Origin of the sequence: Actinomycetospora sp. CA-101289, from assembly GCF_050955895.1 — a bacterium.
In the GTDB taxonomy this organism is placed as follows: Bacteria; Actinomycetota; Actinomycetes; order Mycobacteriales; family Pseudonocardiaceae; genus Actinomycetospora.
The window spans coordinates 254,771-276,324 of sequence record NZ_CP192093.1; the positions used below are offsets into that span (position 1 = coordinate 254,771).

The following is a 21,554-nucleotide window of genomic DNA, read 5'->3' on the forward strand; positions in this document are numbered from 1 at the left end:
CTGCGGCGCGCCCAGGCGCCCCCTGCTCGCCCGTTCGGGTGAGGGCGTGGTCCGTCTGCTGAGACGGGCTCTCAGGTTGGCGTGTCTTGCCAGCGTGGGGGCCACGCTGGCGTTCAACGGCAGGAAAGCCACCGGCTCGCGGCGCCGAGTCACGCGCGACCCGGCAGGATGCCCCCCGTGCTCCATCTGCGCAGGCATCGCCGGACCTCGCCCCGGCTCGCGTTCGTCGTCGGCGCGGTCGGTCTCGCGGCGCTCGTGCCGCCGGCGCTGCGGTCGCTGCGGGGCCGCCCGGTGTTCGACCGCAGCACCGCCGCGGCCGGGGTGTCGGCGCAGTTCGACCAGGACGCGGACTCCTACGACCGCCTCGTCGGCGCCAACCCCGGCTACCACGAGCACCTGCTCCTGTCTGCCCGCCGCCTCGGACTGGACGGCGACGGGGCCGGCGCGGTGCTGCTCGACGTCGGCTGCGGCACGGGGCTGTCGACCGCCGCGTTGGTGGAGACCTACCCCGCGGCCCGGATCATCGGCGTCGACGCCTCGGCGGAGATGCTCGCCAAGGCCCGCGAGAAGTCGTGGCCCGACGGCGTGCGGTTCGTGCACGCGCGGGCCGAGGAGCTCGGGACGGCGCTCGCCGAGGCCGCGATCGAGGGCCCGTTCGACGGCCTGCTCGCCGCCTATCTCGTGCGCAACCTGCCCGACCGCGACGCCGGGCTGTCCGTGCTCGTCGAGCACCTCGCGCCCGGTGCGCCGATCGCGGTGCACGAGTACTCGGTCGCCGACTCGGCGCTCGCCCGCGCGATCTGGACCGCCGTCTGCTGGGTGATCATCATCCCGCTCGGGTGGCGGGTCACCGGCGACGCCTCGCTGTACCGCTACCTCTGGCGCAGCGTGCTGGCCTTCGACGGCCTGGCGCGCCTCGAGCAGCGGCTGCGCGACGCCGGCCTGCGCGAGGTCCACACGCGGCCGGTCGACGGCTGGCAGCGCGGGATCGTGCACACGGTGCTGGGTCGCCGCTGACGACCCAGGTCGCCGCGAGGTGGGGGATTTGCTGGCGTTGATCGCCAGCGTGGCCCCCACGCTGGCACAACCCCACGCTGAGGGAGGCTCAGCCGCGGCGGCGGGCGGCGCGCACGGCGTAGGTGCGCTCCGCGTACTCGATGTCGTCCTTCCACAGGCGCTTGGCGGTCCACTCCATCGCCGGCCGCAGGAGCGCCTGGGCGCGGCGGGCGTGGGCGAAGCCGGGGCGGGCGGAGTGGGCGATCGTCGCCTCGACCACCGCGGTGCGGGGGCGGCCGTCGGGGTGCGGGGCGAGCGGGGTCGCGTGGGTCTCGACGACGCTGCCGGCGCCCTCGCCCTCGGTGATGTGCATGACGATCGTGCGCGGCTCCGGGCACGTGAACCGCGCCCGCACCGGGATGCCCCAGTTCTTCGAGACCCGGAACGCCACCTTGAGGTCGAAGTGGTCGTCCTCCTCGGACGCCTCGCGGCCCGGTGCACGCTCGACGCGCAGGTCGGCGAACGAGTGCGGGTGGAACCAGGCGCCGTGCCACGGGTCGAGCCGGTTCGCGATCACGTCGGCGGGCTCGCACGTGCCGACCATCGAGGCCACCGCGACCACGCTCGCGTCGACGTCGGGGCGCACCGGGAGGATCGGCGCGGCGGTGGGCTCCTCGCCGCCGACCGCGTCGAGGCGCACCCAGGCCAGCGCACCGTCGTCGTGGGCGGGCAGCGTGCGCCAGCCCGCGCGCCCCGACGGCCCGAGTGCGAGGCCGTGCCAGCGGCAGATCAGCTCGCAGCCCGACTGCACCGCGGTGGACATGTCCGCGCCCAGGTGCGGGCACGCGCCCGGCCCCACGTGCAGCGACCCGTCCGGCGAGCGCCAGACGACCAGCTCCACGCCCGCGACCGTCGTCCCGAATGGCGTGCCGGTGCGGATGTCGCGGCTCGCGCCGACCACGTACCAGTTGCCCGAGGGCCGCGCGGTGGCGCGGGCCAGCGCGGCGTCGATGATGCCGACCTTGGCGTCGCGCCAGGTGGGTTCCATGGCCGCCCACTCGTCGCCCGACAGCCGTCGCAGCGGGTTCGCGGTGGCGCGCCGATCCGCCTTCTTGAGCACGAAAGCGACGCTAGGCCGGGTGTCGTGCGGTCGCAGTGACAGGCAGCGGGCTGTGGCTGGACGCACGGCGTGCTGCGCCGAACGAACGAACCTTCACCCCAGAGGGGCACGTTCCCAGGGACACGACAGGCACCGCGGGCCACCGCGCCCCGAGCCCAGCTCGAACCCGGCGATCGTCAGCACCTCGATCCCGGCGGCCGCCAGCCGCCCGTTCGTCGTGGTGTTGCGCTCGTAGGCCACGACCCGCCCGGGGGCGACGGCGAGGGTGTTGTTGCCGTCGTCCCACTGCTCGCGCTCGGCGGCCACCGACTCCAGCCCGGTGTCCACCGCGCGCAGCACGTCCACGCCCATCGCCCGCGCCGCGGCGGGCCGGAAGGGCTCGGGGCCGGTGATCTCGAGGTGGTCCGGGCCGTCCGGGCGCACCGTCCACGCCTCGAGGCCCTCGAGCACGCCCGGGTAGATCACCATCGTGTCGACGTCGACCATCGTCGCCACGGTGTCGAGGTGCATCGTCGCCCGCCGCTGGGTGATGGGGACGACGAGCACGGTGTGCGCCAGGCCGTCGGCGAACATCGCGCGGGCGAACGACTCGGCGCCCGCCGGGCTCGTGCGCTCGCCCGCGCCGATCGCGAGCACCCCGGGCGCGAGCAGCAGCACGTCGCCGCCCTCGACCGCCGAGGTGTCGCGCGCCGCGGTCGGGGCGACGACGCCGAGCTCGGGGTGGTGGCGCTGGGCCAGGGCGACGAGCGTCGCCTCGCGGCGGCGTGCGGGCATACCCATCGACGACGCGACCACCCGCGGGCCCACGCGCACCGACGAGTCGCGGGTGAACATGAGGTTGGGCAGCGGGTCGACGGCGAAGTCGTGCGGGCCGGCCATCGCCCGCACGAGCGAGCGTCCGGTGACGGCGAGCTCGGCGAACGTGCGCCCGCCGATGAGGGCCTCGGCGAGCGCGGCGTCGTCGAGCCCGGAGAGCTCGGCACGGACCGCCTCGCCCAGCTCGCGGCCCAGGGTGCGCTCGTCGACGGCGTCGGCGATCCCGGCCTCGCGGGCCGCCGGGTCCCGCAGCGACGTGACGAGCACCTCGCCCAGCAGCAGTACCCGCACGCCCTCGGAACGCAGCAGGTCGGCGAACGCGTCGTGCTCGACCTGGGCGCGCTCGACCCAGGGGATGCCGTCGAAGAGCAGGCGATCGGCGTTGCGCGGGGTCAGCCGCTCCAGCTCCGGGCCCGGACGGTGCAGCACCACGGTGCGCAGCGCGCCGACCTCGGAGTCCACGTGCGGGGCGTCCACCACGGTCGGCGACCCTAGGGCGGCGGCTCTACTGTGCGCAGCCATGGGACTCCTCGAGGACAAGGTGGTCGTCGTCACCGGTGCCGGCCGCGGCATCGGGCGCGGTGAGGCGCTGGAGTGCGCGCGGCAGGGGGCGGCCGTCGTGGTCGCCGAGTTCGACGCCGAGGTCGGCGACGAGGTCGCCGGCGAGATCACCGCCGCGGGCGGGCAGGCGATCGCGGTGCCCGGCGACGTGTCGGAGGCCGACGTGGCCGACCAGCTCGTCAAGACGGCCGTCGAGCGCTTCGGCGGCCTCGACGCGGTGGTCAACAACGCCGGCATCCTGCGCGACCGCACCCTGGTGAAGATGTCCGACGCCGAGTGGGACGACGTCATCCGCGTCCACCTGCGCGGGCACTTCGCGCCGACCCGGGCGGCGTGCCGGTACTGGCGCGAGAACGAGCGCCCCGGGCACCTGGTGCACACGGCGTCGACGTCGGGGATCCTCGGCAACTTCGGCCAGGCGAACTACGGCGCGGCCAAGGCGGGCATCGCGGCGTTCTCCACGATCGTGGCCATGGAGATGGCGCGCTACCACGTCACCTCCAACGCGATCGCCCCGTCCGCGCTGACCCGCATGACCGAGGCCCTGCTGCCCCCGGATGTGCGCGAGGACCGGCGCGAGAGCCTCGAGCGCGGCGAGTTCGACTTCTTCGACCCCGAGAACGTGGCGCCGTTCGTCGCCTACCTCGCCTCCGACCACGCGTCGCACATCAGCGGCAAGGTCTTCGGCGTGCAGGGCGACTCGGTGGAGCTCTACCAGCCGTTCACGTCGGTGGCGGAGATCCGCGGCGACGGGCACCGCTGGGACCCCGAGGCGATCCCGGACCGGATGGCGGAGCTGTTCGAGCAGGCGGGCATCGACCCGGCGCCGGAGAACATGATGGCGCGCTCGCGGCACAAGATCATCAGCTAGGCGGGCAGGAAGGGCAGCGCACCGCGCAGGAGCGCCGAGCCGACGAAGGCGACGACGTCGAGCAGGGCGTGGGCGCCGACCAGCGGCCAGAGCCGGCCGGTGCGCTGCCACACCCGCCCGAACACCAGGCCCATGAGCAGGTTGCCCACGCCGCCGCCGAGGCCCTGGTAGAGGTGGTACGACCCGCGCAGCACCGCGGAGATCGCCAGCGCGCGGTTCTCGCCCACGCCCAGGCGACGCAGGCTGTGCAGCAGGTACCCGACCACCAGCACCTCCTCGGCCCACGCGTTGGCGCACGCCGAGACGATCAGCGCCGGCACCGTCCACCACTGCTCGCCCAGCATCGAGGGGATCACGGTGGTGTTGAGGCCCAGGGCCCGCGCGCCGAGGTAGAGCGCCAGCCCCGGGATCCCGATGAGCGCGGCGAGCCCCACCGCGCCCAGCGCGTCGCGCCCCGGGCGGCGCCCGTCGAGGCCGATCGTGCGGGGTCCGGCGCCGGCGCGCACGAGCAGGTAGAGCCCCAGGGCGCCCCAGGCGACCAGCGCGAGCGACGACGCGAGCTGCGCGGCGAGGTCGGCCCACGGGTTGCGGGCGAGCGTCTCGTCGATCGCGACCTGCCGCTGGTCCAGCGGCACCGGCGAGGCCAGCGCGTCGAGCAGCGAGACCAGGCTGCGCACGCCGGAGAGGCCGAGCGTCACCGCGAAGACGACGACGAGCTCGGTGCGCAGCAGCCGCCGCTCGCGCGGGGGCAGCGGCGTGACCGCGGGGACGGCGGGGTGGGCCCACCCGCGCCAGACGTCCCGTGCCGTCGTCACCGGGGCGAATCTAGGGGTCGGCGTCAGTCGTCGCGGCCGGAGGACCGGGGTAGCCGGTCGTCGTGACCCGCCACGCCCTGATCTCCGGCGCCAGCATCGCCGGGCCCGCCCTCGCCCACGAGCTCGCCGCGCGGGGCTGGCGCACCACCGTCCTCGAGCGCGCGCCGCGGCTGCGCGACGAGGGCCAGAACGTCGACGTCCGGGGCGCCGCGCGGGAGGTCGTGCGCCGGATGGGTCTCGAGGACACGCTGCTCGCGGCGGGCACCGGCGAGGTGGGGCTGCGCTTCGTCGACGACGCCGGTGGCCGCGTCGCCGAGTTCCCGGCCGGCGAGAACGACTCCGACGGCGGCACCGCGGAGATGGAGATCCTGCGCGGCGAGCTCTCCCGCGTCCTCTACGAGCGCACCCGCGAGCACACCGACTACCGCTTCGGCGAGCAGATCGCGGACCTCGCCGACCACGGCGACCACGTCACGGCGACCCTGCAGGGCGGCGAGCGGATCGACGCCGACGTCGTGGTGGTCGCGGAGGGCACGCACTCGCGGACCCGGTCGCTCGTGCTGCCCGACGCCGACACCACCGAGCTCGGCCTGCACATCGCCTACCTGACGATCCCGCGCACCGCCGACGACGACCGGTGGTGGCGCTGGCACACCGCCGCCGGCTCGCGCAGCACCAGCCTGCGGCCCGACAACCGCGGCACGACCCGCGCCATGCTGGCCTTCGTCAGCGACGTCCGCGGGCTCGGCGAGCTCGACCGGGACGACCAGATCCTCATCCTGCGCCGCACCTTCGCCGACGCGGGCTGGGAGGCACCCCGCGTCCTCGCCGCCCTCGACGACGCCCCGTTGTACTTCGACGCCGTCGGGCAGGTCCGGCTCGATCGCTGGAGTGCCGGGCGCACCGTGCTGCTGGGCGACGCGGCCTGGGCCACCGGCCCGTTCGGCACCGGCACCAGCCTCGCCCTGGTCGGCGCCCACGTGCTGGCCGGCGAGCTGGGCACCCGGTCCGACGTGCCGACGGCCCTCGCCCGCTACGAGGAGATCGTGCGGCCCTCGGCCCAGCGGGCCCAGGACGAGGTCAAGCCGCTGGCCATCCGGGCCATGAACCCCCGCAGCACCGCCGCGGTGAAGCTCCAGCGCGCCGTCCTCGGCGTCGCCGCGCCGGTGTCGGACAAGCTCGGCGGCCTGGTCGGCAGGCTGACCCGCCCGCCGGCCGACCGGTTCGCGCTGCCCGACTACCCCGCGGCCTGATCGGTAGCCTCGACGGCGTGCTGCGCCTGCTGGTCACCCCGCGCTGGATCGGGTGGACGCTGGTCGCGCTCGCGGCCGTCGTGGTGTGCGGTGGCATGGCCTACTGGCAGCTCCTGCGGGCCGAGTCGCCCGCCGGCTCGCTGCTCAACGCCGGCTACGCGTTCCAGTGGCCGCTGTTCGGGCTGTTCTTCGCCGCGCTCTGGTGGCGGATGCTGCGCACCGAGGCCCGCGCGCTGGACGAGGTGCGGGCCGAGCAGGAGCCGGCCGCGTCGCTCCCGCACGACGCCCCCGTCCGCGACGCTCCCGGCGACTCCCCGTTCGGGCCGCGGCCCGCAGGCGTGCGCCCGGGCGGGCTCGACGCCGGCGGCGCGCCCGCCCCGGGCCGGGCGCGGTACAACGCGGCACTCGCCGAGCTCGCCGCTCGTGAGCAGAAGGAGACCGATCCGTCGTGACAGCGTCCGGGGCGTCCGAGACGTCCGTCCCGCAGACCCGGCCCACGCCCGAGGTCGTCGCCGCGCTCAAGCGCTACCGCGTCGGCGCCTGGGTGGTCGGTGTCGGGCTGCTCGTGCTCGTGCTGGTCGGGATGCCGCTGAAGTACCTGGCCGGCGACGGCACCGTGGTGGCGATCGTCGGGCCGATCCACGGCTTCCTGTACATGGGCTACCTGCTGCTCACCGCCGACCTCGCCTACCGCGACCGTTGGCCGGTGGGCCGTGCCGTGCTCGTGGCGCTCGCGGGCACGATCCCGTTCGTGTCGTTCGTGGCGGAGCGGAAGATCACGCGTCCGCTGCGGGACGCGGCGTAGCGCGCAGCCCGGGCACCCCGTCGCGGCGGTCGTCGCCGACGAGGGCGCGCACCGCCCCGCCGAGCTGGCCGGGGCACGACAGCGGCGCGGCGAAGGCCAGGCGCACGTCGTGGTCGTCGCGCTCGGTCTCGACGCGCAGGCGCAGGCCGTAGCGGTCGACGCCGAGCGGGGCCAGGCGGTGCCCGGGACGGCGCAGGTGCGGGGGCAGGCGGGGGACCAGCGAGGACAGGGTCCCCGCGTGCGCGGCCGCGAGGTGGGCGAGCCACCGGTCGCCGGTGGCCGCGACGGGGTCGGGCGGCGCGGCGGCCATCGCGGTGGGGGCGAGGGCCTCGGTGCCCTCGGCGTCGGAGAGCACGACCATCGCGGGCTCGAGGCGCAGCAGCACGTCGCCGTGGCCGACGTCGAGCAGGCGCTCGTCGGGCTGCTCGGCGGCGATGCGCAGCGCGGCGCGCCGGGCCACCCGCAGCGGCAGCACCCGCAGGCGCCCGGACAGCCACAGCAGCCCGCGCACGGGGCGGCGCACGGTCACCGGCGCGACGTCGGCGAGCTCGAGCATCACGGGCAGCAGGGCGTCGCGGCGGTCGCGGGCGGCCACGACGAGCGGGTGGTCCTCGGCGAACTGGAGCGTCGCGGCCCCGGTGGCCGGGACGTGGTGCAGCGTCGGGGCGGCGCGCAGGTCCGGCTCGCCATCACAGCCGTCCCCCGTCACCTGACCGACGACCGAGGCGTGCTGCGCGCGGCCGGCCAGGGTCCGGGCGCGCTCGGCGGGGGTGGGGACGGGTGGTGCGGGGGGTCGGCTCCTGGCCATCGGGCTCCTCGGGTCCGGTGAACTGAGGGGAGCCTAACCTCACTTCGGCGCGGGAGGCGAGAGTGCCGTGGGATCCCCGGGCCGGTGCCGGGTCCGCCGCGAGCCGAGCGCTACCGTGCGCTCGTGTCCACCGTCCCCGAGGCCGGCGGGGCACCGGTCGACGGTGTGCCCCCGGTCCTCCGCGCCATCGTCGACGACGCGGCGCTCGTGGCGGAGGGCCCACGCCCGGACATGGCGACGGTCGTGGACGCCCACCTCGCCGCGCGCGCCGCCGACGGCGGCGGCCTGATCGGGTCGCTCGTCGTCCCGGTCTCGCGCATCTCGGAGCTGGTCGCCCAGCTGGTCAAGCGCCGGCCCGCGGGTCCGATGCCGGTCGCGCTCGCCGTCGACACCGGGCTCGGCGGCGTGCCGAAGGCGCTGTCGCTGACCTCGTCGCGCGCCGCCCTCCTCGACCCGCGCACGGTCGAGATGCCGGCCCCGCACGACGTCGACACGGTCTGGCTCGAGCGGGTCACCGAGTTCGTCCCCGACGAGGTCGTGGCCGTCGTGGAGCCGCGACGCCCCGACGCCGACGGCTCCGCGGACTGGCTCGACGGGGTGCGCCGGGTGGTCGACCACGGCTGCCGGCCCAAGCTGCGCTGCGGCGGCGGGCGGGCCGGGGCGTTCCCGGGCGTCCACGACGTCGCCGGCTTCCTCGCGCTCGTCGTGGGCGCCGGGCGGTCGTTCACGGCGAGCATCGGGCTGCAGGCCGCCGTGCGCCACACCGATCCCGCCACCGGCTTCACCCACCACGGCTGGCTGAACCTGCTGGTGGCGACGCTGCGCGCCCAGGACGCCGCCCCCGGCGAGGGCACCGAGGAGCGCATCGGCGAGGCGCTGCGCGTCACCGACGGGGCGACGCTCGCGGGGGAGCTCGCCGCGGCCGACCCGGCGGCGGCCGTGCGGCTGCGCTCGCTGTTCTCGTCGTTCGGCTCCACCGCGGCCGCCTCCCACGGCGCGGAGCTCGCCCGGCTCGGCCTGCTCTGAACGGTGCGGGGGGCGGTCGCGACGAGGCCGTAACCTCGGTGGGCGTGACCGGTCAGCGGAGCTCGACCCAGCGGGTGGCGTTCCTCGGCCCGCACGGCACGTTCTGCGAGCAGGCCCTGCACACGCTGGGCCCCGGCGTCCTGGACGACGCGCTCGGCGACCCCGAGCCCGAGCTGCGCCCCCTGCCCAGCACCACGGCCGCACTCGACGCGGTGCGCGCGGGCGAGGCGGACGCCGCGTGCGTGCCGGTGGAGAACTCGGTCGAGGGCGGGGTGCCGGCCACCATGGACGGGCTGGTGGAGACGCCCCCGCTGGTGATCGTGCGCGAGATCCTGCTACCGGTGCGCTTCTCGGTGCTCGTGCGCCCGGGCACCACCGCGGACGCCGTCGCCAGCGTCGCGTCGCACCCCCACGGCGAGGCCCAGACCCGCCGGTGGATCGCCGAGCACCTGCCCCGCGCCGAGGTGCGGCTGACGTCCTCGACGGCCGCCGCCGCCGCGCAGGTCGCGGCCGGCGAGGTCGACGCCGCGGTGTGCGCGCCCGTCGCCGCCGCCCACCACGGCCTGGTGGAGCTGGCCTCGGGCGTGCACGACACCGGCGACGCGGTGACGCGCTTCGTGCTCGTGCGCCCGCCCGACGGCCGCCCGCTGCCCGCGCCCACCGGCGCCGACCGCACCTCGCTGGCCGCCACCACGCACAACGTGCCGGGCGCGCTGCTGGCCGTGCTCACCGAGATCGCGGTGCGCGGGGTCGACCTCACCCGCATCGAGTCCCGCCCGCTCAAGGACCGCCGCGGCGAGTACTGGTTCTTCCTCGACGGCACCGGGCACGTCGCCGACCCGGCGATGGGCGAGGCGCTGGCCGCGCTGCGCCGCCGGTGCACCGACGTGCGGTTCCTCGGGTCCTACCCGCGCGCCCACCTCACCGGGGCCGGTCCCGCGGCCGGCGACGGGCCGGGTCCGGGGCAGACCGTCAAGGACTGGGCCGAGGCCGCCTCCTGGCTCGCCGCGCTGCGCGAGGGGACGGGCGCGTGAGCGACCTGCGCCTCGTGCTGGCCCGCCACGGCCAGACGCAGGCCAACATCGACCGCGTCCTCGACACCGTGCTGCCCGGGCCTCCACTCACCGAGCTGGGGCGCCTGCAGGCGGCGGCGCTGGGCCGCGAGCTCGCCGACGGCGCCGAGGGCACGGTGACCGCGCTGTACCACTCGCCGGCGCGGCGGGCCCGCGAGACCGCGGACCTCGTCGCCGAGCAGCTCGACCTCGCCCCCGTCGAGGTCACCGGCGTGCACGAGGTGCAGGTCGGCGAGCTCGAGGGCCGCAACGACGAGCCCGCGATCGCGGCGTTCCGGGACGTCGTCGACCGCTGGCAGACCGGCGACCTCGACGCCGCGCACCCCGGCGGGGAGAGCGGGCGCGACCTGCTCGCCCGCTACGCGCCCGTCGTCGCCGACCTGCGCGAACGTCACGCCGACGGCGGCACCGTCGTGCTCGTCAGCCACGGGGCCGCACTGCGCGTGGTGGCGCAGGAGCTCGTCGACCACGTCGGCACCCCGCCCCCCGAGGAGGAGCACGTCGCCAACTGCGGGCGCGTCGTCCTGCGGCCGCGCGGCAGCGGGTGGGAGCTCGTCGCGTGGCGCAGCGCCGTGCCGGGCGGGCTGCCCAACACCGACGACGTCACCGGCTGAGCGCCCGGTCGGCCACGCGCCGCACGTCGTCGACGATCGCGCCGAACAGGGCGGGCGGCACCGCGTGGCCCATGCCCGGGTGCGCGACGAACCGGGCGCCGGGGATGCGCCGAGCGGTGTCCCGGCCCGCCGTCCACCGGATCAGGGGGTCGTCGAGGCCGTTGATCACCAGGGTCGGTGCCGAGATCGTCGCGGGGTCGGGGAAGCGGTGCGCCCGCCCGGCCGCGAGCTGGCGCTGGGTCGTGGCCCGGTCGCGGGGGCGCCGGGCGTGGCTGGTGCGCGCGGTCGCCCGCGCCCACTCCTCCGGGAACGGCTGCGCGGGCGACCACAGCGCCCGGTAGATCGCGACGAGGGCCTCGACCTGCTCCTCGTCGGTCTCGCCGGGGCGGATCCGCGCCAGCGTGCGGAACACGCCGGGCCGCACGTAGCGCGCCGTCCGCAGCAGCCCGACGTCGGCCGGCGTGCCCATGATGCTGACCAGGGAACGCACCCGGTGCGGGTCCTCCGCCGCCGCGCCCTGCGCCAGCGCCGCCCCCATCGACGCGCCCACGACGTGCGCGTCGGCCCACCCGACGGCGTCCATCACCGCGAGGGCGTCGTCGACCATGTCGCGGCTGGTGTAGGCCGGCGCCACACCGCCCAGCAGCGCCCGGTACGGCCGCGGCCGCTCCAGCGGCGCGCAGGCGGTGGACAGCCCGGTGTCCCTGTTGTCGAAGCGCACCACCGCGAATCCGGCGTCGACGAGCCGCCCGACGAGCTCCTCGGGCCACCAGACCATCTGGAAGTCCAGGCCCATGACCAGCAGCAGCGGCTCGCCGTGCGCGAGGTCGCCGAAGGACTCGTAGGCGATCCGCACGTCGCCGCGGTGTACGGACCGGACCTCGGGCATGGCGGCCTCCTCAACTGCGAACAACGTTAACAGATAGGCTGTCGCCGGTGAACGCCCGACGGCCCGGCCCTGCCCCGTCCCTCACCGTGGACGGCATCGCGGCGGCGGGGATCGCGCTCGCCGACCGGGGCGGGCTCGACGCGGTGACGATGCGCTCCGTGGCCGCCGCCCTCGGGACGAGCGCGCCCGCGCTGTACCGCTACGTGGCCTCCCGGGAGGAGCTGGTCGGGCACATGGTCGACGGGGTCACCGCGGAGCTGCGCCACCCGCCGCCGAGCGGGGACGGGACGGGCGATCTCGTGGCCGTCGCCGAGCAGCAGCTCGCGCTGCACCGGGCGCACCGCTGGCTGGCCGCCGCCTCGGCGGTGCCGGTGCCCCTGGGCCCGCGGGTCCTGGACCACCTCGAGTGGGGGATCCGCGTGCTCGCGCCCCTCGGCGCCCCCGACGCCGCGGTGATGGAGGCGATCGCGCTGGCGAACGGGGCCGCGGCCCTCTTCGCGGCGGGCGGGCCCCCCGCCGGTGCGGAGCTCTTCCGGCACCTCGACGTGGACCGCCACCCCGGCCTCGCCGCGCTCCTGGCCACCGCCGCCCCGGCCCCGCCGTCGGAGTCCTCGGACGACCTGTTCCGGCGCGTGCTGACGGGCATGCTCGCCGCCGCGCTGGACCCGGGACGCGGGTAGCACCTACCCCCAGCCGAGGCGGTGCAGCGTCTCCTCGTCGATGCCGAAGTGGTGCGCGACCTCGTGCACGACGGTGACCGCGACCTCCTCGCGCAGCTCGTCCTCGTCCTCGCAGACGTCGGCGAGCGCCTCGCGGTACAGCGTGATCCGGTCGGGCAGGAACCCGCCGTAGTCGCTGTAGCGCTCGGTCAGCGCCACGCCCTCGTAGACGCCGAGCAGCTCGGGGTCGTCGGGGTGGCGGTCGTCGACGAGCACGACGACGTTGTCCATCGCCCGGGTCAGGGCCTCGGGCAGCTCGTCGAGCGCGTCGGCGACGAGCTCCTCGAAGCGTGCGGCTCCGACGTCCACCCGCTAGTAGCCGCCGCCCCCGCCGGCGTCCTCGCCGCCACCCCCGCCACCGAGGCCGGGGACCGGCAGCGACGGCAGCGGCAGGCCGGGCTGGCCGCCGTCGGTCTGGCCCGGTCCGGGCTCGCCCGCGGTGCCGCCGGTGGCCGCGCCCTCGCCCTCCGGGGCCGGCGCCGCCGCACCGGGCACCGACGCGGGGGCGCCGGGGCGCAGGCTCGGCGCGGTGGCGGGCGCCTCGCCGCCGATCCGCACGCCCTCGCGGGCCGTGCCGGTCAGCGGGGCGAACCCGGAGCCGTCGGCCAGCAGCGAGCCGAGGTTGCAGCTCACGCGCCGGGTGCCGGCGCTCCAGGAGCCCTCGGCGAGGTTGGTCCAGTACACGGTGAGCTTGGAGTCCGTGAGCTTCTGCGCCGAGCCCACGTACTGCTCGGCGATCCGCTGGCAGGTCGGCTGCAGGTAGTTGTCCTGGTCGTCGACCGACGGGAAGGCGTCGCGGAACTGGGTGCCGAGGTCGACGGTGCCCGCGACCTCGGCCGCGTGGGTCTCGCCGCACGTCACGGGGTCGGAGACCTCCTTGCCGACGAGCCCGAGGCACGTGCCCGGGTCGAAGACGACGGCCTGGTCGGCGTCGGCGACCCGCCCCTGCGACGGGAACAGCGCGCCCGTGCGGCCGGGGGCCTGCAGCCCGCAGCGAACCGTGCGGTCACCGCCCTGCCACGCGGCCGCGGTGGGCTTGAGCGCGCCCACCCGGTAGCGCCCGGCCGGGTCGAGACGGCCCTGCAGGTAGGTCCGCGCGGCCGGCGTGCACTGGTCGGTGACGAGCTGCTGCCACGCGGCGTCGTCCGGGAACAGGGCCCCGGGCGGCTGCGTCGCGTCCACCGCGCCGACGCTCTCGAACAGGTGGGGCTGCCCGCAGTCGACCTCGCGGACGTCGCCGGCGTCGTCGCGGCCCCAGGTCAGGCAGCGGCCGGGCTCGGTGGTCAGCACCGGGCGCTCGTCGCCGTCCTCGCCCGACGACGACCCGCCGCTGGCCGACGGCCGCTGGTCGGCGACGCCGAGCACGCCGAGGCCCTGCCCGGTGGCCGCGAGCGCCGTCGCGGCGACCAGCATGATCAGCGCACCGGCGAGGATGCCGATCACGCCGCGGCGCGCGGCGCGGCGGCGGGGATCGGTGGCGTCGTCGGGCCCGAGCACACGGTCGAGCCACCGGTGGCCACGCGGATCCCCGTCGAGGTCGCGCAGGTCGTCGTCGTCGCCGTCGGGGCGGTCCTCACCGGAGGGCCCGGACTGGCGTTCCCGGAGGAGCATCGCCCTGACATCATGCCGCCCGAGGTCCGCCGCGGCGGCGCAGGTCGCGGTCGGGCAGGATCGACGGTGACCGGTGCGCGCCGGGCGGCGCCGGTGACGGCTGGGGTGGAGGGGTCATGACGGGGCGAGACGACGAGCGGGCGGAGCCGTCCGAGCGCCGGACCGAGAAGGTCGACCTCGACGCCCTGCGGGCGGACGCCGCCCGCGGGGAGCAGCCGTCCACCGAGGACCGGCCGACCGAGAAGGTCGACACGTCCGCGGCCGCGAAGCACCGGCGGGCCGACGAGGCCGCGGCGGCGAGCGACCAGGGCGGTACGGGCGACGGCGCCGACGACGCCACCCCGCCCTCGGGCCTGCCGCGGGCCGGGTCGTCGGGCTCGGGCAGCGGCGCGATGGCCGCGGTCGGGTCCGGATCCGGGTCGAGCGAGGTCGCGACGTCCGGCGAGCGCGGCCGGCGTGGGCGGGTTCGCTTCCAGGACCCCGAGAACACCACGCCCCGCGAGCCCACGGTGGCCGAGCAGCGCGCCCGCCGCGAGGCCCAGCGCCGCGAGCGCGCCCAGGCCGACGCGGCCGCGGCGGCGGCCGATCGCAAGCGCAAGGTCCGCAAGCGGGTGCTCATCGGCGGCGGCGTCGCGGTCGGCGTCGTGGCGCTGGTCGCGGTGGTCTACGCCGCGAGCCAGCCCGACGAGGTCAGCGCCCAGTGCGTCGACCCGCAGGGCGTCGTCGTGCCCGACGAGAACTGCGGCGGCAACGAGCAGGGCGGCTACTACGACAGCGGCGGCCACTTCGTGCCGATCTTCATCGGCGGCTTCGGCGGCCAGTACCACTACAACTACGGGTCGAACGCCCCCGTCGGGTCGCGGGCCACGACCGGGTCGACGGCGCCGCCGGCCAGCGGCACGACGGTGCGCAGCGGCACCTCGGGCAGCACGCTCGGCACCAGCAACGGCAGCAGCGGCACGGTGAGCCGCGGCGGCCTCGGCGTGGGCGGCAGCAGCTCCAGCGGCACCAGCGGCCGGGGCGGCAGCTCGAGCAGCGGCGGGGGCAGCAGCTCCAGCGGCAGCTGACCGCCGGGGGATCCGGCAGGATCGCCCCCGTGCAGCGCGCCACCGGCAGGCCCCGTCCCGACTGGCAGTCGAAGATCGAGGAGCAGGGGCTGGTGTTCGGCACCCCTGCGGCGGGGCTGAACGGCGCCCGGCCGTACTGGGACGAGTCGGTGCACTACGTCTTCGACATGGCCGAGATCCTCTCGCTCGAGGCGGACGTCGAGCTGCTGCACTCGATGTGTCTCGAGGCCGTCGACCACGTCGTCACCACCGAGCGGTTCCGCGACTTCGCGCTGCCCGAGTGGTGCTGGGAGCAGGTCGCGGCGTCCTGGCGGCGCGGCGACCCGCACCTCTACGGCCGCTTCGACCTGCGCTACGACGGCGCCGGCCCCGCGAAGCTGCTGGAGTACAACGCCGACACCCCGACCTCGCTGCTCGAGGCGTCGATCTGCCAGTGGTACTGGCTCAAGGACGTCCACCCCGACGACGACCAGTGGAACTCCCTGCACGAGAAGCTGGTCGAGCGCTGGGGCGAGATCGCCGCGAAGCTGCCCCGCAACGAGGCCCACTTCTGCTGGTCGCAGGCCGACCCCACCGGCGAGGACCACGTCACGGTCGCCTACCTGCAGGAGTGCGCCGCCGAGGCGGGCCTGGACACCATCGGCCTCGCCATCGAGCAGCTCGGCTGGGACTCGGCGCTCGACCGCTTCGTCGACCTCGAGGAGGCGCCGATCGCGACCGTGACCAAGCTGTACCCCTGGGAGTGGATCCTGGGCGACGACTTCGGCAAGCACGTCACCCGCAGCCTCCCCGAGACGACGTGGATCGAGCCGCTCTGGAAGACGCTGCTGTCGAACAAGGCGCTGCTCGCGGTGCTGTGGGAGATGTACCCCGGCCACCCGAACCTGCTGCCCGCCTCGCTCGGCGACCCCGGGTTCCTCACCGAGTACGTCCGCAAGCCGCTGCTCGGACGCGAGGGCGCCAACATCGCGGTCGTGGCCCCGGGCCACGAGACCGAGACGGGCGGGGTCTACGGCGAGGAGGGCTACGTCTACCAGCTCTTCGACCCGCTGCCCGAGTTCGACGGCTACCGCCCGGCGCTGGGCGCGTGGATCGTCGGCGACACCTCCGCGGGCCTCGGCATCCGCGAGACGACGGGCCTGATCACCGACAACGGCGCGGCGTTCGTTCCCCACCGCATCCCCGACTGATCCCCCGACGGATCCTCTGCCCTAATCTGGCGCCCCGTTCGTCCGTATGGAGGGCCCAGCCGTGCTCGCTCCCGACTTCTGGCCCACCGTGGGCGTGAACATCGGCCTCATCGCCGTCTACGCGGTGATCGGGGCGGTGCTGATGTACCTCGGCTACTTCGCCATCGACCTGACGACGCCGGGCGACCTGCGCGGCCTGGTGCGCGAGGGCCGGCCGAACGCCGTCGTGGTGGCCGCGGCGGGCCTGGTGTCGATGGCGTTCATCGTCATCACCGCCATCTACATCTCCGGCGGCGGCTTCCTGGCCGGCATCCTCAACACCTCGATCTACGGCCTCGTCGGCATCCTCGCCCAGGTCCTGGCGGTGCGCGGGCTCGAGGCGGTCTCTCGGCTCGACGTCGACGCCTGCCTGCACGACGACCGGATGACCGCCGACTCGTTCGTCATCGCGGCCATGCACGTCGCCCTCGGGCTCGTCGTCGCGGTCGCGATCATCTGACCGGCGTCTACCGGGTGAGAGCGGGGGACACGCCCCCACCCCACCCCGTTCACGGGTCCCTCACGACCTACGCTCGTCCGCGGTGGCTACTGACCGGTCCGTCCCGCCCGTGACCGCGCGTCCCCGGCACCCCCGGGGCGCCCGGTGACGACCCTCGTGCGCGCCGACCAGGCGTCGGACCCGCAGGGTCCCGGGGAGATCCCGCGCACCGGCGGGCGTGCGGTGCTGGTCTGGGCGCTGCTCACCGTGCTGCTGGGCATCGCGGTGCCGCTCGCGCCGGTGACCGCCCAGGACACCACCGTGACCTGGCCCGACCCGGCCGCGGCGCCCGGCGCGGCGATCTCGACGCAGCTCGCGCTCAACCCGCCGCGCCCACTCGACGTCACCGCCACCGTGCCGTGCACCGCGCTGCGCGCCGGCGGCGACGTCCTGCGCACGCTGCCCGGCGACCCCGCCGGCGGCGGCCTCGTGCTCGCCTCCACCGGGACGGCCGCGAGCCTCACCGTCTCGGGCACCGTGGTGGCGGCCGGGCCGGTGCCCGCGGGCGACTGCCGCCTCGTCGTCACCGCCGACGCCGCCGGTGTGCGCGTCACCCAGGACGGCGCGCCGCTCCCGCTCGCGTGCGGCGACTGCGCGACGGTGCTGCCGCCCCAGATCGCCCAGCTCACCACCAGCACCGACGGCACGCCGGCGTCCGCCGGGCTCGCGGTGTCGGTGCGCACCGACGACCGCTACGCCTCGGACCCCGGCCTGCTCAAGACGGTGCTGCTCGTCGCGCACCTGGCCGCGCTCGCGGTGCTGCTCGTGCTCGTCTACCGCCAGGGCCGGTGGCGGCGCGCCCGCGGCTGGCTCGCGCCGCGCTCGTGGCCCGACCGCCTGCGCCGGCACCTGTCGTGGGCCGACGGCCTGCTCCTCGCCGTGTCCGCGGGCTGGGTGTTCGTCGCCCCCATGAACTTCGACGACAGCTGGTACCCGCTGATGGCCCGCGACGCGGGCGAGGCGGGCTACATCGGCAACGCCGTCTACATGTTCAACGTCACCGAGAACCCCTTCGTGGCCTCGCAGTACGCGATGCAGATCTGGGGCGGGATCGGCGGCTGGGGGCTGGTGTGGCAGCGCTGCCTGCCCCTGCTCTACGGCTTGGCGACGTGGGCGCTGCTGCGCACGTTCTTCGTGCTGATCTCCCGCCGGACCGCGGTGCGGCGCTCCTGGGTGCCGTGGGCGCTGCTCGTGGCCCACCTCGTCTGGTTCCTGCCGTTCGGCCTCACCCTGCGCCCCGAGCCGCTGATCGTGCTGCTCTCGGTCGTGGTGCTCCTGCTCGTCGAGATGGCCCGCGACCGCAGCACCCCGATCCTCTACGTGGGCGCGGTGATGGCCGCGGCGCTGGCGATCGCCTGCTCGCCGACCGGACTGGTGGCCGTCGCGCCGCTGCTGGTGGAGATCCCGCGCGCGTGGCCGACGATGGTCGCGACCCCGCGCCGCGACCAGATCGCGCTGCTGCTGGTGCTCGGCGCCGCGGCCAGCGTCGCGATCCCCCTCGCCTTCGCCGACGCCTCGCTCGGCGACGTGCTCGAGGCCTCCGCGGTGCACGCGTACTACTACGACACCGTCCCCTGGTACGACGAGCTCGTCCACTACCAGACCCTGCTCGGCCCGGGGCGCACGCCGTGGGCGGCGCGGGCGCCGATCCTGCTCACGCTCGGCCTGGTGCTGGTCGTGGCCGTGGGCAGCGGCCGGCGCGGCCCGGAGGACGACGCCCTGCGCCGCGTCCTGCTGCACGCCGCGGCCACCACGGCGCTGGCCTTCGTCCTCGTCGCGGCGAGCCCCACGAAGTGGGTGCTGCACTTCCCGGCGATCGCCGCCTCGGGCACCGTGCTCATCGCGCTGACCCTGCTGCGCGGGCCGATGCCGCGCCACGACCGGGCGCTGGCCACCGTCGGGGGCGTCGCCGTGCTGGTGATCGCGACGTCGGTGAGCTACGCGGGCTGGAACCTGTGGCGGCCCTACACCGACCGCGGCCAGTTCTTCGGCGAGCACGCCGACCCCTATCCGACGCCGCTGAGCCAGAACCTGCTCGCCCCGCACCTCGGGCCGATCTTCCTGCGCAACCCGCTCGTGTGGGTCGGCATCGCGCTGCTCGCCGCGGCGTGGGCGCACTGGTCGCTGCGCCGCTGGCCGGACCGCTGGCTGCCCCGCCCCGAGCCCGACCGCGCGCTGCTCGCCGTGGCCTGCGTGAGCGTCGTCCTCGGGATGGTCGGGGTCATGGTGCTCGCGCCGCTGCGCCAGTACCCGGGGTGGACGGTGGCGCTGGGCAACGTCAAGGACGTCGTGCGCCAGGGCTGCGGGCTCCAGGACAACGTCAGCGTCCTGCAGCCGACGCCGGTCCCGCTCGGCGCGCCCGTCGGCCCCGCGGCGACCACCGGCGACTTCGTCGACGACACCGCCGCCCCGGCGCCCTCTCCGGTGCCCGGCCTCGGGCGGGTGTGGCACGACGTCACCGACGGCTCCGGCGGCCGCGGCACCCTGGTCACCGGCTGGTACCCGGTGCCGCCGGGCACCGAGGCCACCGACGTCGTGGTGCCGCTGCTCGAGTCCGGCCCGCCCGACGAGCGGGTGTCGGTGGAGTTCGGCGACGGCGCCGCGGCGGCTCCCCGCGTCCTCGGGCGGACGCCGATCGACTACCTGCCGCAGGCCGACGAGCGGACCTGGCAGCACCGGCCCGTGTCGCTGGTCGACGCGCCCGGCGACCCGACGTTCGTGCGCGTCGTCGTCGACACGACGGGCCAGCGGGGGCAGGACCGCCTCGCCGTCGCCCAGCCGTTCCTCGCCCGCCCCGAGCCGATCTCGCCCGTGCTCGACGGGCGCCCGGTGCTCGTCGACCAGATGTCGACGGTGATGTGGCCCTGCGTCGACCAGGTCGCCTCGCACGGCGGCATCGCGCCCGCCTCGGACGTGCGCATCCACGCCGACGAGGACCTGACCTCGGCGTACTACGCCCTGCAGGACAACCGTTACCGCGGCGGGGTGTGGCGCCTCGACACGGTCGGCGCCACCTACGTCCGCCTGGCGACGTCGGTGCCGCCCGGTGCCGAGCGCGCCAAGCCGTGGGGCCGCGTCGACCTCGTGGTGCGCGACCTGCCGACCGGCCGCTACGCGGTCACCACCAGCGAGCGCAGCCAGAGCGGCTGGGCGCGCGGCCCGACGCTGGCGCGCGAGGACTACGTCGACGTCGAGTACCAGGGCGCGGTGGGCTAGAGCTGGTCGTCCCGCTCGACCTCCTCGCGGAAGTCGTCGTCGCGGTCGGCGCGCACCAGCGCGGCGTCCAGGCGGGCGAGGTCGTCGCCCGCCACCTGCCCGGCCAGCTCCTGCGGGTCCTGCGGCAGGCCGAGCTTCCCGGCGCCGGCGAGGGCCTTCGCGTCGAGGTGGGGCCGGAACTCGGGCCACACGGCCTGCACCTCGCGCGTGAAGATGTCGGCACCGACGGGTCCGAGGCGGGGCACCGTCGTGAGGAACCCGCGCAGCCGGTCCGCGTCGCCGTCGGCGGCCTCGCGCATCCGGCGCAGGTCGCCGCCCCGCTCGTCGAGCACGAGCTGCGCGCCCTCGCCCAGGGCCGTCGCGGTCTGCTCGGTGCTGCGGTACTTCGCGCGCCCGAGCGCCTGGATCCGCTCCTCCCACGACGCGTCGCGCATCCGCTCGGGCGTGCCCATCCCCGAGTCGATCAGCTCGCGGCAGGCCCGGAGTCCGAGCTGGGCCTGGACGCGCCGCGAGAGCAGGACGCTCAGCACGAGCAGGAGGTAGAGCGGGGCCGGCTCGTCCTCCAGCGCGATGCCGGCCTCGTCGGCGAACGTCTGCCCGGCGGACTCCAGCAGCGCGTCGATGGTGCTCATCCGCGCGGGTACCCGCCCGGCGGCGGTGCGCACAGTCCGGCCATAGTCTCGGGGGCGTGCAGAGACCGGCGATGGTCGCCTCCGACGTCGACGGCACGCTGCTGGGCGACGGCGAGCAGCTCTCGGCGCGCACCCGGGCCGTCGTTCGGCGGATGGCCGACGCGGGCGTGCCGCTGGTGCTCGCGACCGGCCGCCCGCCGCGCTGGGTGCCGCGGGTGTGCGAGGCGCTCGGCGTGCACGCGCTGACCGTCGCGGCCAACGGCGCGGTGCTCTACGACGCCGCGACCGACCGGGTGCTCGCCGCCGAGCTCCTCGATGTCGCGACCCTCGCCGAGGTGGCCGAGGGCCTGCACGCGGCGATCCCCGGCTGCGGGCTGGCCGTCGAGCGGGTCGGCACCGGTGCGTTCGACCGCCGCGACGAGCAGTTCGTCTCCGAGGCCGCGTACGTGCACGCCTGGCCGCACCCCGACCACCGCCGCGTCGGGGCCGGCGAGCTGCTGGCCGAGCCGGTGATCAAGGTGCTCGCGCGCCACCGGACGCGCAGCAGCGAGGACATGGCGCGGGCCGCCCGTGCGGCCGTCGGGCACCTCGTCGACGTCACGTACTCGGCCGGCGGCGGGCTGCTCGAGTGCGCCGTCCGCGGCGTCACGAAGGCGCACGGGCTGGCCCGCGCCGCGGAGCACCACGGGGTGGTCGCGGCGGACGTCGTCGCGTTCGGCGACATGCCCAACGACCTCGCGATGCTGCGCTGGGCCGGGCACGGGGTGGCGGTGGCCAACGCCCACCCCGATGTGCTCTCGGTCGCGGACGAGGTCACCGCGAGCAACCTCGACGACGGTGTCGCGTCCGTCCTGGAGCGGTGGTTCTAGGACGGGTTCCCGTGCGACACCCCTGGACCACCGCGGGCCGTCTGTCAAGGCCCGCGTAGCATCCG

Annotated in this window: 22 protein-coding genes; 14 read left to right on the top strand and 8 right to left on the bottom strand. The window is 76.1% G+C overall.

Annotation, left to right across the window (positions count from 1 at the left end):
* Nucleotides 1–291: 291 nt before the first annotated feature.
* Complete coding sequence (locus ACQPX6_RS01205) at nt 292–1,017, top strand: class I SAM-dependent methyltransferase (RefSeq protein ID WP_433788161.1); 726 nt, start codon at nt 292–294, stop codon at nt 1,015–1,017.
* 88 nt (nt 1,018–1,105) lie between these two features.
* Here the strand turns inward: ACQPX6_RS01205 and ACQPX6_RS01210 are convergent, their stop codons facing one another.
* Both ACQPX6_RS01210 and ACQPX6_RS01215 read right to left on the bottom strand, forming a co-directional pair.
* Nucleotides 1,106–2,044, bottom strand: a complete 939-nt coding sequence (locus ACQPX6_RS01210) for a DUF5914 domain-containing protein (protein ID WP_433788162.1) — start codon at nt 2,042–2,044, stop codon at nt 1,106–1,108.
* A gap of 165 nt (nt 2,045–2,209) precedes the next feature.
* Nucleotides 2,210–3,454 carry an arginine deiminase gene (locus ACQPX6_RS01215; RefSeq protein ID WP_433784879.1) on the bottom strand — a complete coding sequence of 415 codons (1,245 nt, stop codon included), beginning with the start codon at nt 3,452–3,454 and terminating at the stop codon, nt 2,210–2,212.
* Here ACQPX6_RS01215 and ACQPX6_RS01220 point away from each other — a divergent pair.
* Nucleotides 3,453–4,364 (top strand): SDR family NAD(P)-dependent oxidoreductase, encoded by a 912-nt coding sequence (locus tag ACQPX6_RS01220; RefSeq protein ID WP_433784880.1) that lies wholly within the window; start codon nt 3,453–3,455, stop codon nt 4,362–4,364. The genes ACQPX6_RS01215 and ACQPX6_RS01220 overlap by 2 nt on opposite strands.
* Here the strand turns inward: ACQPX6_RS01220 and ACQPX6_RS01225 are convergent.
* A complete protein-coding gene (locus tag ACQPX6_RS01225; RefSeq protein ID WP_433784881.1) occupies nt 4,361–5,179 on the bottom strand; it encodes a CPBP family intramembrane glutamic endopeptidase in 819 nt (272 codons plus the stop codon). The two genes, ACQPX6_RS01220 and ACQPX6_RS01225, sit on opposite strands and share 4 nt — an antisense overlap.
* Nucleotides 5,180–5,241: 62 nt before the next feature.
* Between ACQPX6_RS01225 and ACQPX6_RS01230 the strand changes: the two genes are divergently transcribed.
* The 3 genes from ACQPX6_RS01230 to ACQPX6_RS01240 are packed head-to-tail and all read left to right on the top strand — an operon-like array spanning nt 5,242 to nt 7,237.
* Nucleotides 5,242–6,432, top strand: coding sequence for an FAD-dependent monooxygenase (locus tag ACQPX6_RS01230; RefSeq protein ID WP_433784882.1), 1,191 nt, complete (start codon nt 5,242–5,244; stop codon nt 6,430–6,432).
* Nucleotides 6,433–6,449: 17 nt separating this feature from the next.
* Nucleotides 6,450–6,884, top strand: a complete 435-nt coding sequence (locus ACQPX6_RS01235) for a hypothetical protein (protein ID WP_433784883.1) — start codon at nt 6,450–6,452, stop codon at nt 6,882–6,884.
* Nucleotides 6,881–7,237: a DUF3817 domain-containing protein gene (locus ACQPX6_RS01240; RefSeq protein ID WP_433784884.1), complete on the top strand. Its 357-nt coding sequence runs from the start codon at nt 6,881–6,883 to the stop codon at nt 7,235–7,237. Before ACQPX6_RS01235 ends, ACQPX6_RS01240 begins: the two co-directional genes overlap by 4 nt.
* Here ACQPX6_RS01240 and ACQPX6_RS01245 read toward each other — a convergent pair.
* Entirely contained in the window at nt 7,209–8,045 is an 837-nt protein-coding gene (locus tag ACQPX6_RS01245) for a DUF2470 domain-containing protein (protein ID WP_433784885.1), read from the bottom strand. The two genes, ACQPX6_RS01240 and ACQPX6_RS01245, sit on opposite strands and share 29 nt — an antisense overlap.
* Before the next feature lie 123 nt (nt 8,046–8,168).
* Here ACQPX6_RS01245 and ACQPX6_RS01250 point away from each other — a divergent pair, with 123 nt between their 5' ends.
* Genes ACQPX6_RS01250 through ACQPX6_RS01260 form a run of 3 tightly spaced genes read left to right on the top strand, consistent with a single transcriptional unit; the run spans nt 8,169 to nt 10,758 of the window.
* Nucleotides 8,169–9,071 carry a hypothetical protein gene (locus ACQPX6_RS01250; RefSeq protein WP_433784886.1) on the top strand — a complete coding sequence of 301 codons (903 nt, stop codon included), beginning with the start codon at nt 8,169–8,171 and terminating at the stop codon, nt 9,069–9,071.
* A gap of 44 nt (nt 9,072–9,115) precedes the next feature.
* Nucleotides 9,116–10,105, top strand: a complete 990-nt coding sequence (gene pheA / locus ACQPX6_RS01255) for a prephenate dehydratase (protein ID WP_433784888.1) — start codon at nt 9,116–9,118, stop codon at nt 10,103–10,105.
* Nucleotides 10,102–10,758, top strand: coding sequence for a histidine phosphatase family protein (locus tag ACQPX6_RS01260; RefSeq protein WP_433784889.1), 657 nt, complete (start codon nt 10,102–10,104; stop codon nt 10,756–10,758). The genes pheA and ACQPX6_RS01260 overlap by 4 nt, the downstream gene beginning before the upstream one ends.
* Here the strand turns inward: ACQPX6_RS01260 and ACQPX6_RS01265 are convergent.
* The gene (locus ACQPX6_RS01265; protein WP_433784891.1) at nt 10,748–11,647 is read right to left on the bottom strand and encodes an alpha/beta fold hydrolase; all 900 of its coding nucleotides are present in this window, start codon (nt 11,645–11,647) and stop codon (nt 10,748–10,750) included. The genes ACQPX6_RS01260 and ACQPX6_RS01265 overlap by 11 nt on opposite strands.
* 47 nt (nt 11,648–11,694) lie before the next feature.
* On the opposite strand from ACQPX6_RS01265, the gene ACQPX6_RS01270 reads away from it, so the two are divergent.
* Entirely contained in the window at nt 11,695–12,327 is a 633-nt protein-coding gene (locus ACQPX6_RS01270; protein WP_433784892.1) for a TetR/AcrR family transcriptional regulator, read from the top strand.
* A 3-nt stretch (nt 12,328–12,330) separates the two neighbouring features.
* Here the strand turns inward: ACQPX6_RS01270 and ACQPX6_RS01275 are convergent, their stop codons facing one another.
* Both ACQPX6_RS01275 and ACQPX6_RS01280 read right to left on the bottom strand, forming a co-directional pair.
* Nucleotides 12,331–12,675, bottom strand: a complete 345-nt coding sequence (locus tag ACQPX6_RS01275; protein WP_433784894.1) for a metallopeptidase family protein — start codon at nt 12,673–12,675, stop codon at nt 12,331–12,333.
* Nucleotides 12,676–12,678: 3 nt separating this feature from the next.
* Entirely contained in the window at nt 12,679–13,977 is a 1,299-nt protein-coding gene (locus ACQPX6_RS01280) for a septum formation family protein (protein WP_433784896.1), read from the bottom strand.
* Between the two features lie 116 nt (nt 13,978–14,093).
* Here ACQPX6_RS01280 and ACQPX6_RS01285 point away from each other — a divergent pair, with 116 nt between their 5' ends.
* The 4 genes from ACQPX6_RS01285 to ACQPX6_RS01300 all read left to right on the top strand — a co-directional run bounded on the left by ACQPX6_RS01285 (nt 14,094) and on the right by ACQPX6_RS01300 (nt 19,988).
* On the top strand, nt 14,094–15,044 hold the full coding sequence (locus ACQPX6_RS01285; protein WP_433784897.1) for a hypothetical protein: 951 nt from the start codon (nt 14,094–14,096) through the stop codon (nt 15,042–15,044).
* Between the two features lie 29 nt (nt 15,045–15,073).
* Entirely contained in the window at nt 15,074–16,234 is a 1,161-nt protein-coding gene (locus tag ACQPX6_RS01290) for a glutathionylspermidine synthase family protein (RefSeq protein WP_433784899.1), read from the top strand.
* Between the two features lie 46 nt (nt 16,235–16,280).
* Nucleotides 16,281–16,733, top strand: coding sequence for a DUF350 domain-containing protein (locus tag ACQPX6_RS01295; RefSeq protein WP_433784901.1), 453 nt, complete (start codon nt 16,281–16,283; stop codon nt 16,731–16,733).
* A 144-nt stretch (nt 16,734–16,877) separates the two neighbouring features.
* Nucleotides 16,878–19,988, top strand: a complete 3,111-nt coding sequence (locus ACQPX6_RS01300) for an arabinosyltransferase domain-containing protein (protein WP_433784903.1) — start codon at nt 16,878–16,880, stop codon at nt 19,986–19,988.
* Here the strand turns inward: ACQPX6_RS01300 and ACQPX6_RS01305 are convergent.
* Complete coding sequence (locus ACQPX6_RS01305; RefSeq protein ID WP_433784904.1) at nt 19,985–20,620, bottom strand: endonuclease; 636 nt, start codon at nt 20,618–20,620, stop codon at nt 19,985–19,987. The two genes, ACQPX6_RS01300 and ACQPX6_RS01305, sit on opposite strands and share 4 nt — an antisense overlap.
* A gap of 56 nt (nt 20,621–20,676) precedes the next feature.
* Here ACQPX6_RS01305 and ACQPX6_RS01310 point away from each other — a divergent pair, with 56 nt between their 5' ends.
* Entirely contained in the window at nt 20,677–21,489 is an 813-nt protein-coding gene (locus ACQPX6_RS01310) for an HAD family hydrolase (RefSeq protein WP_433784906.1), read from the top strand.
* Nucleotides 21,490–21,554 lie beyond the last annotated feature (65 nt).

Bases quoted from the DNA above. Each gene is read 5' to 3' on its own strand.
- ACQPX6_RS01295 (WP_433784901.1), top strand. From the start codon at position 16,281: ATGGAGGGCCCAGCCGTGCTCGCTCCCGACTTCTGGCCCACCGTGGGC.
- ACQPX6_RS01280 (WP_433784896.1), bottom strand. From the start codon at position 13,977: ATGCTCCTCCGGGAACGCCAGTCCGGGCCCTCCGGTGAGGACCGCCCC.
- ACQPX6_RS01245 (WP_433784885.1), bottom strand. From the start codon at position 8,045: ATGGCCAGGAGCCGACCCCCCGCACCACCCGTCCCCACCCCCGCCGAG.
- ACQPX6_RS01265 (WP_433784891.1), bottom strand. From the start codon at position 11,647: ATGCCCGAGGTCCGGTCCGTACACCGCGGCGACGTGCGGATCGCCTAC.
- ACQPX6_RS01305 (WP_433784904.1), bottom strand. From the start codon at position 20,620: ATGAGCACCATCGACGCGCTGCTGGAGTCCGCCGGGCAGACGTTCGCC.
- ACQPX6_RS01215 (WP_433784879.1), bottom strand. From the start codon at position 3,454: ATGGCTGCGCACAGTAGAGCCGCCGCCCTAGGGTCGCCGACCGTGGTG.
- ACQPX6_RS01220 (WP_433784880.1), top strand. From the start codon at position 3,453: ATGGGACTCCTCGAGGACAAGGTGGTCGTCGTCACCGGTGCCGGCCGC.
- ACQPX6_RS01210 (WP_433788162.1), bottom strand. From the start codon at position 2,044: ATGGAACCCACCTGGCGCGACGCCAAGGTCGGCATCATCGACGCCGCG.
- ACQPX6_RS01285 (WP_433784897.1), top strand. From the start codon at position 14,094: ATGACGGGGCGAGACGACGAGCGGGCGGAGCCGTCCGAGCGCCGGACC.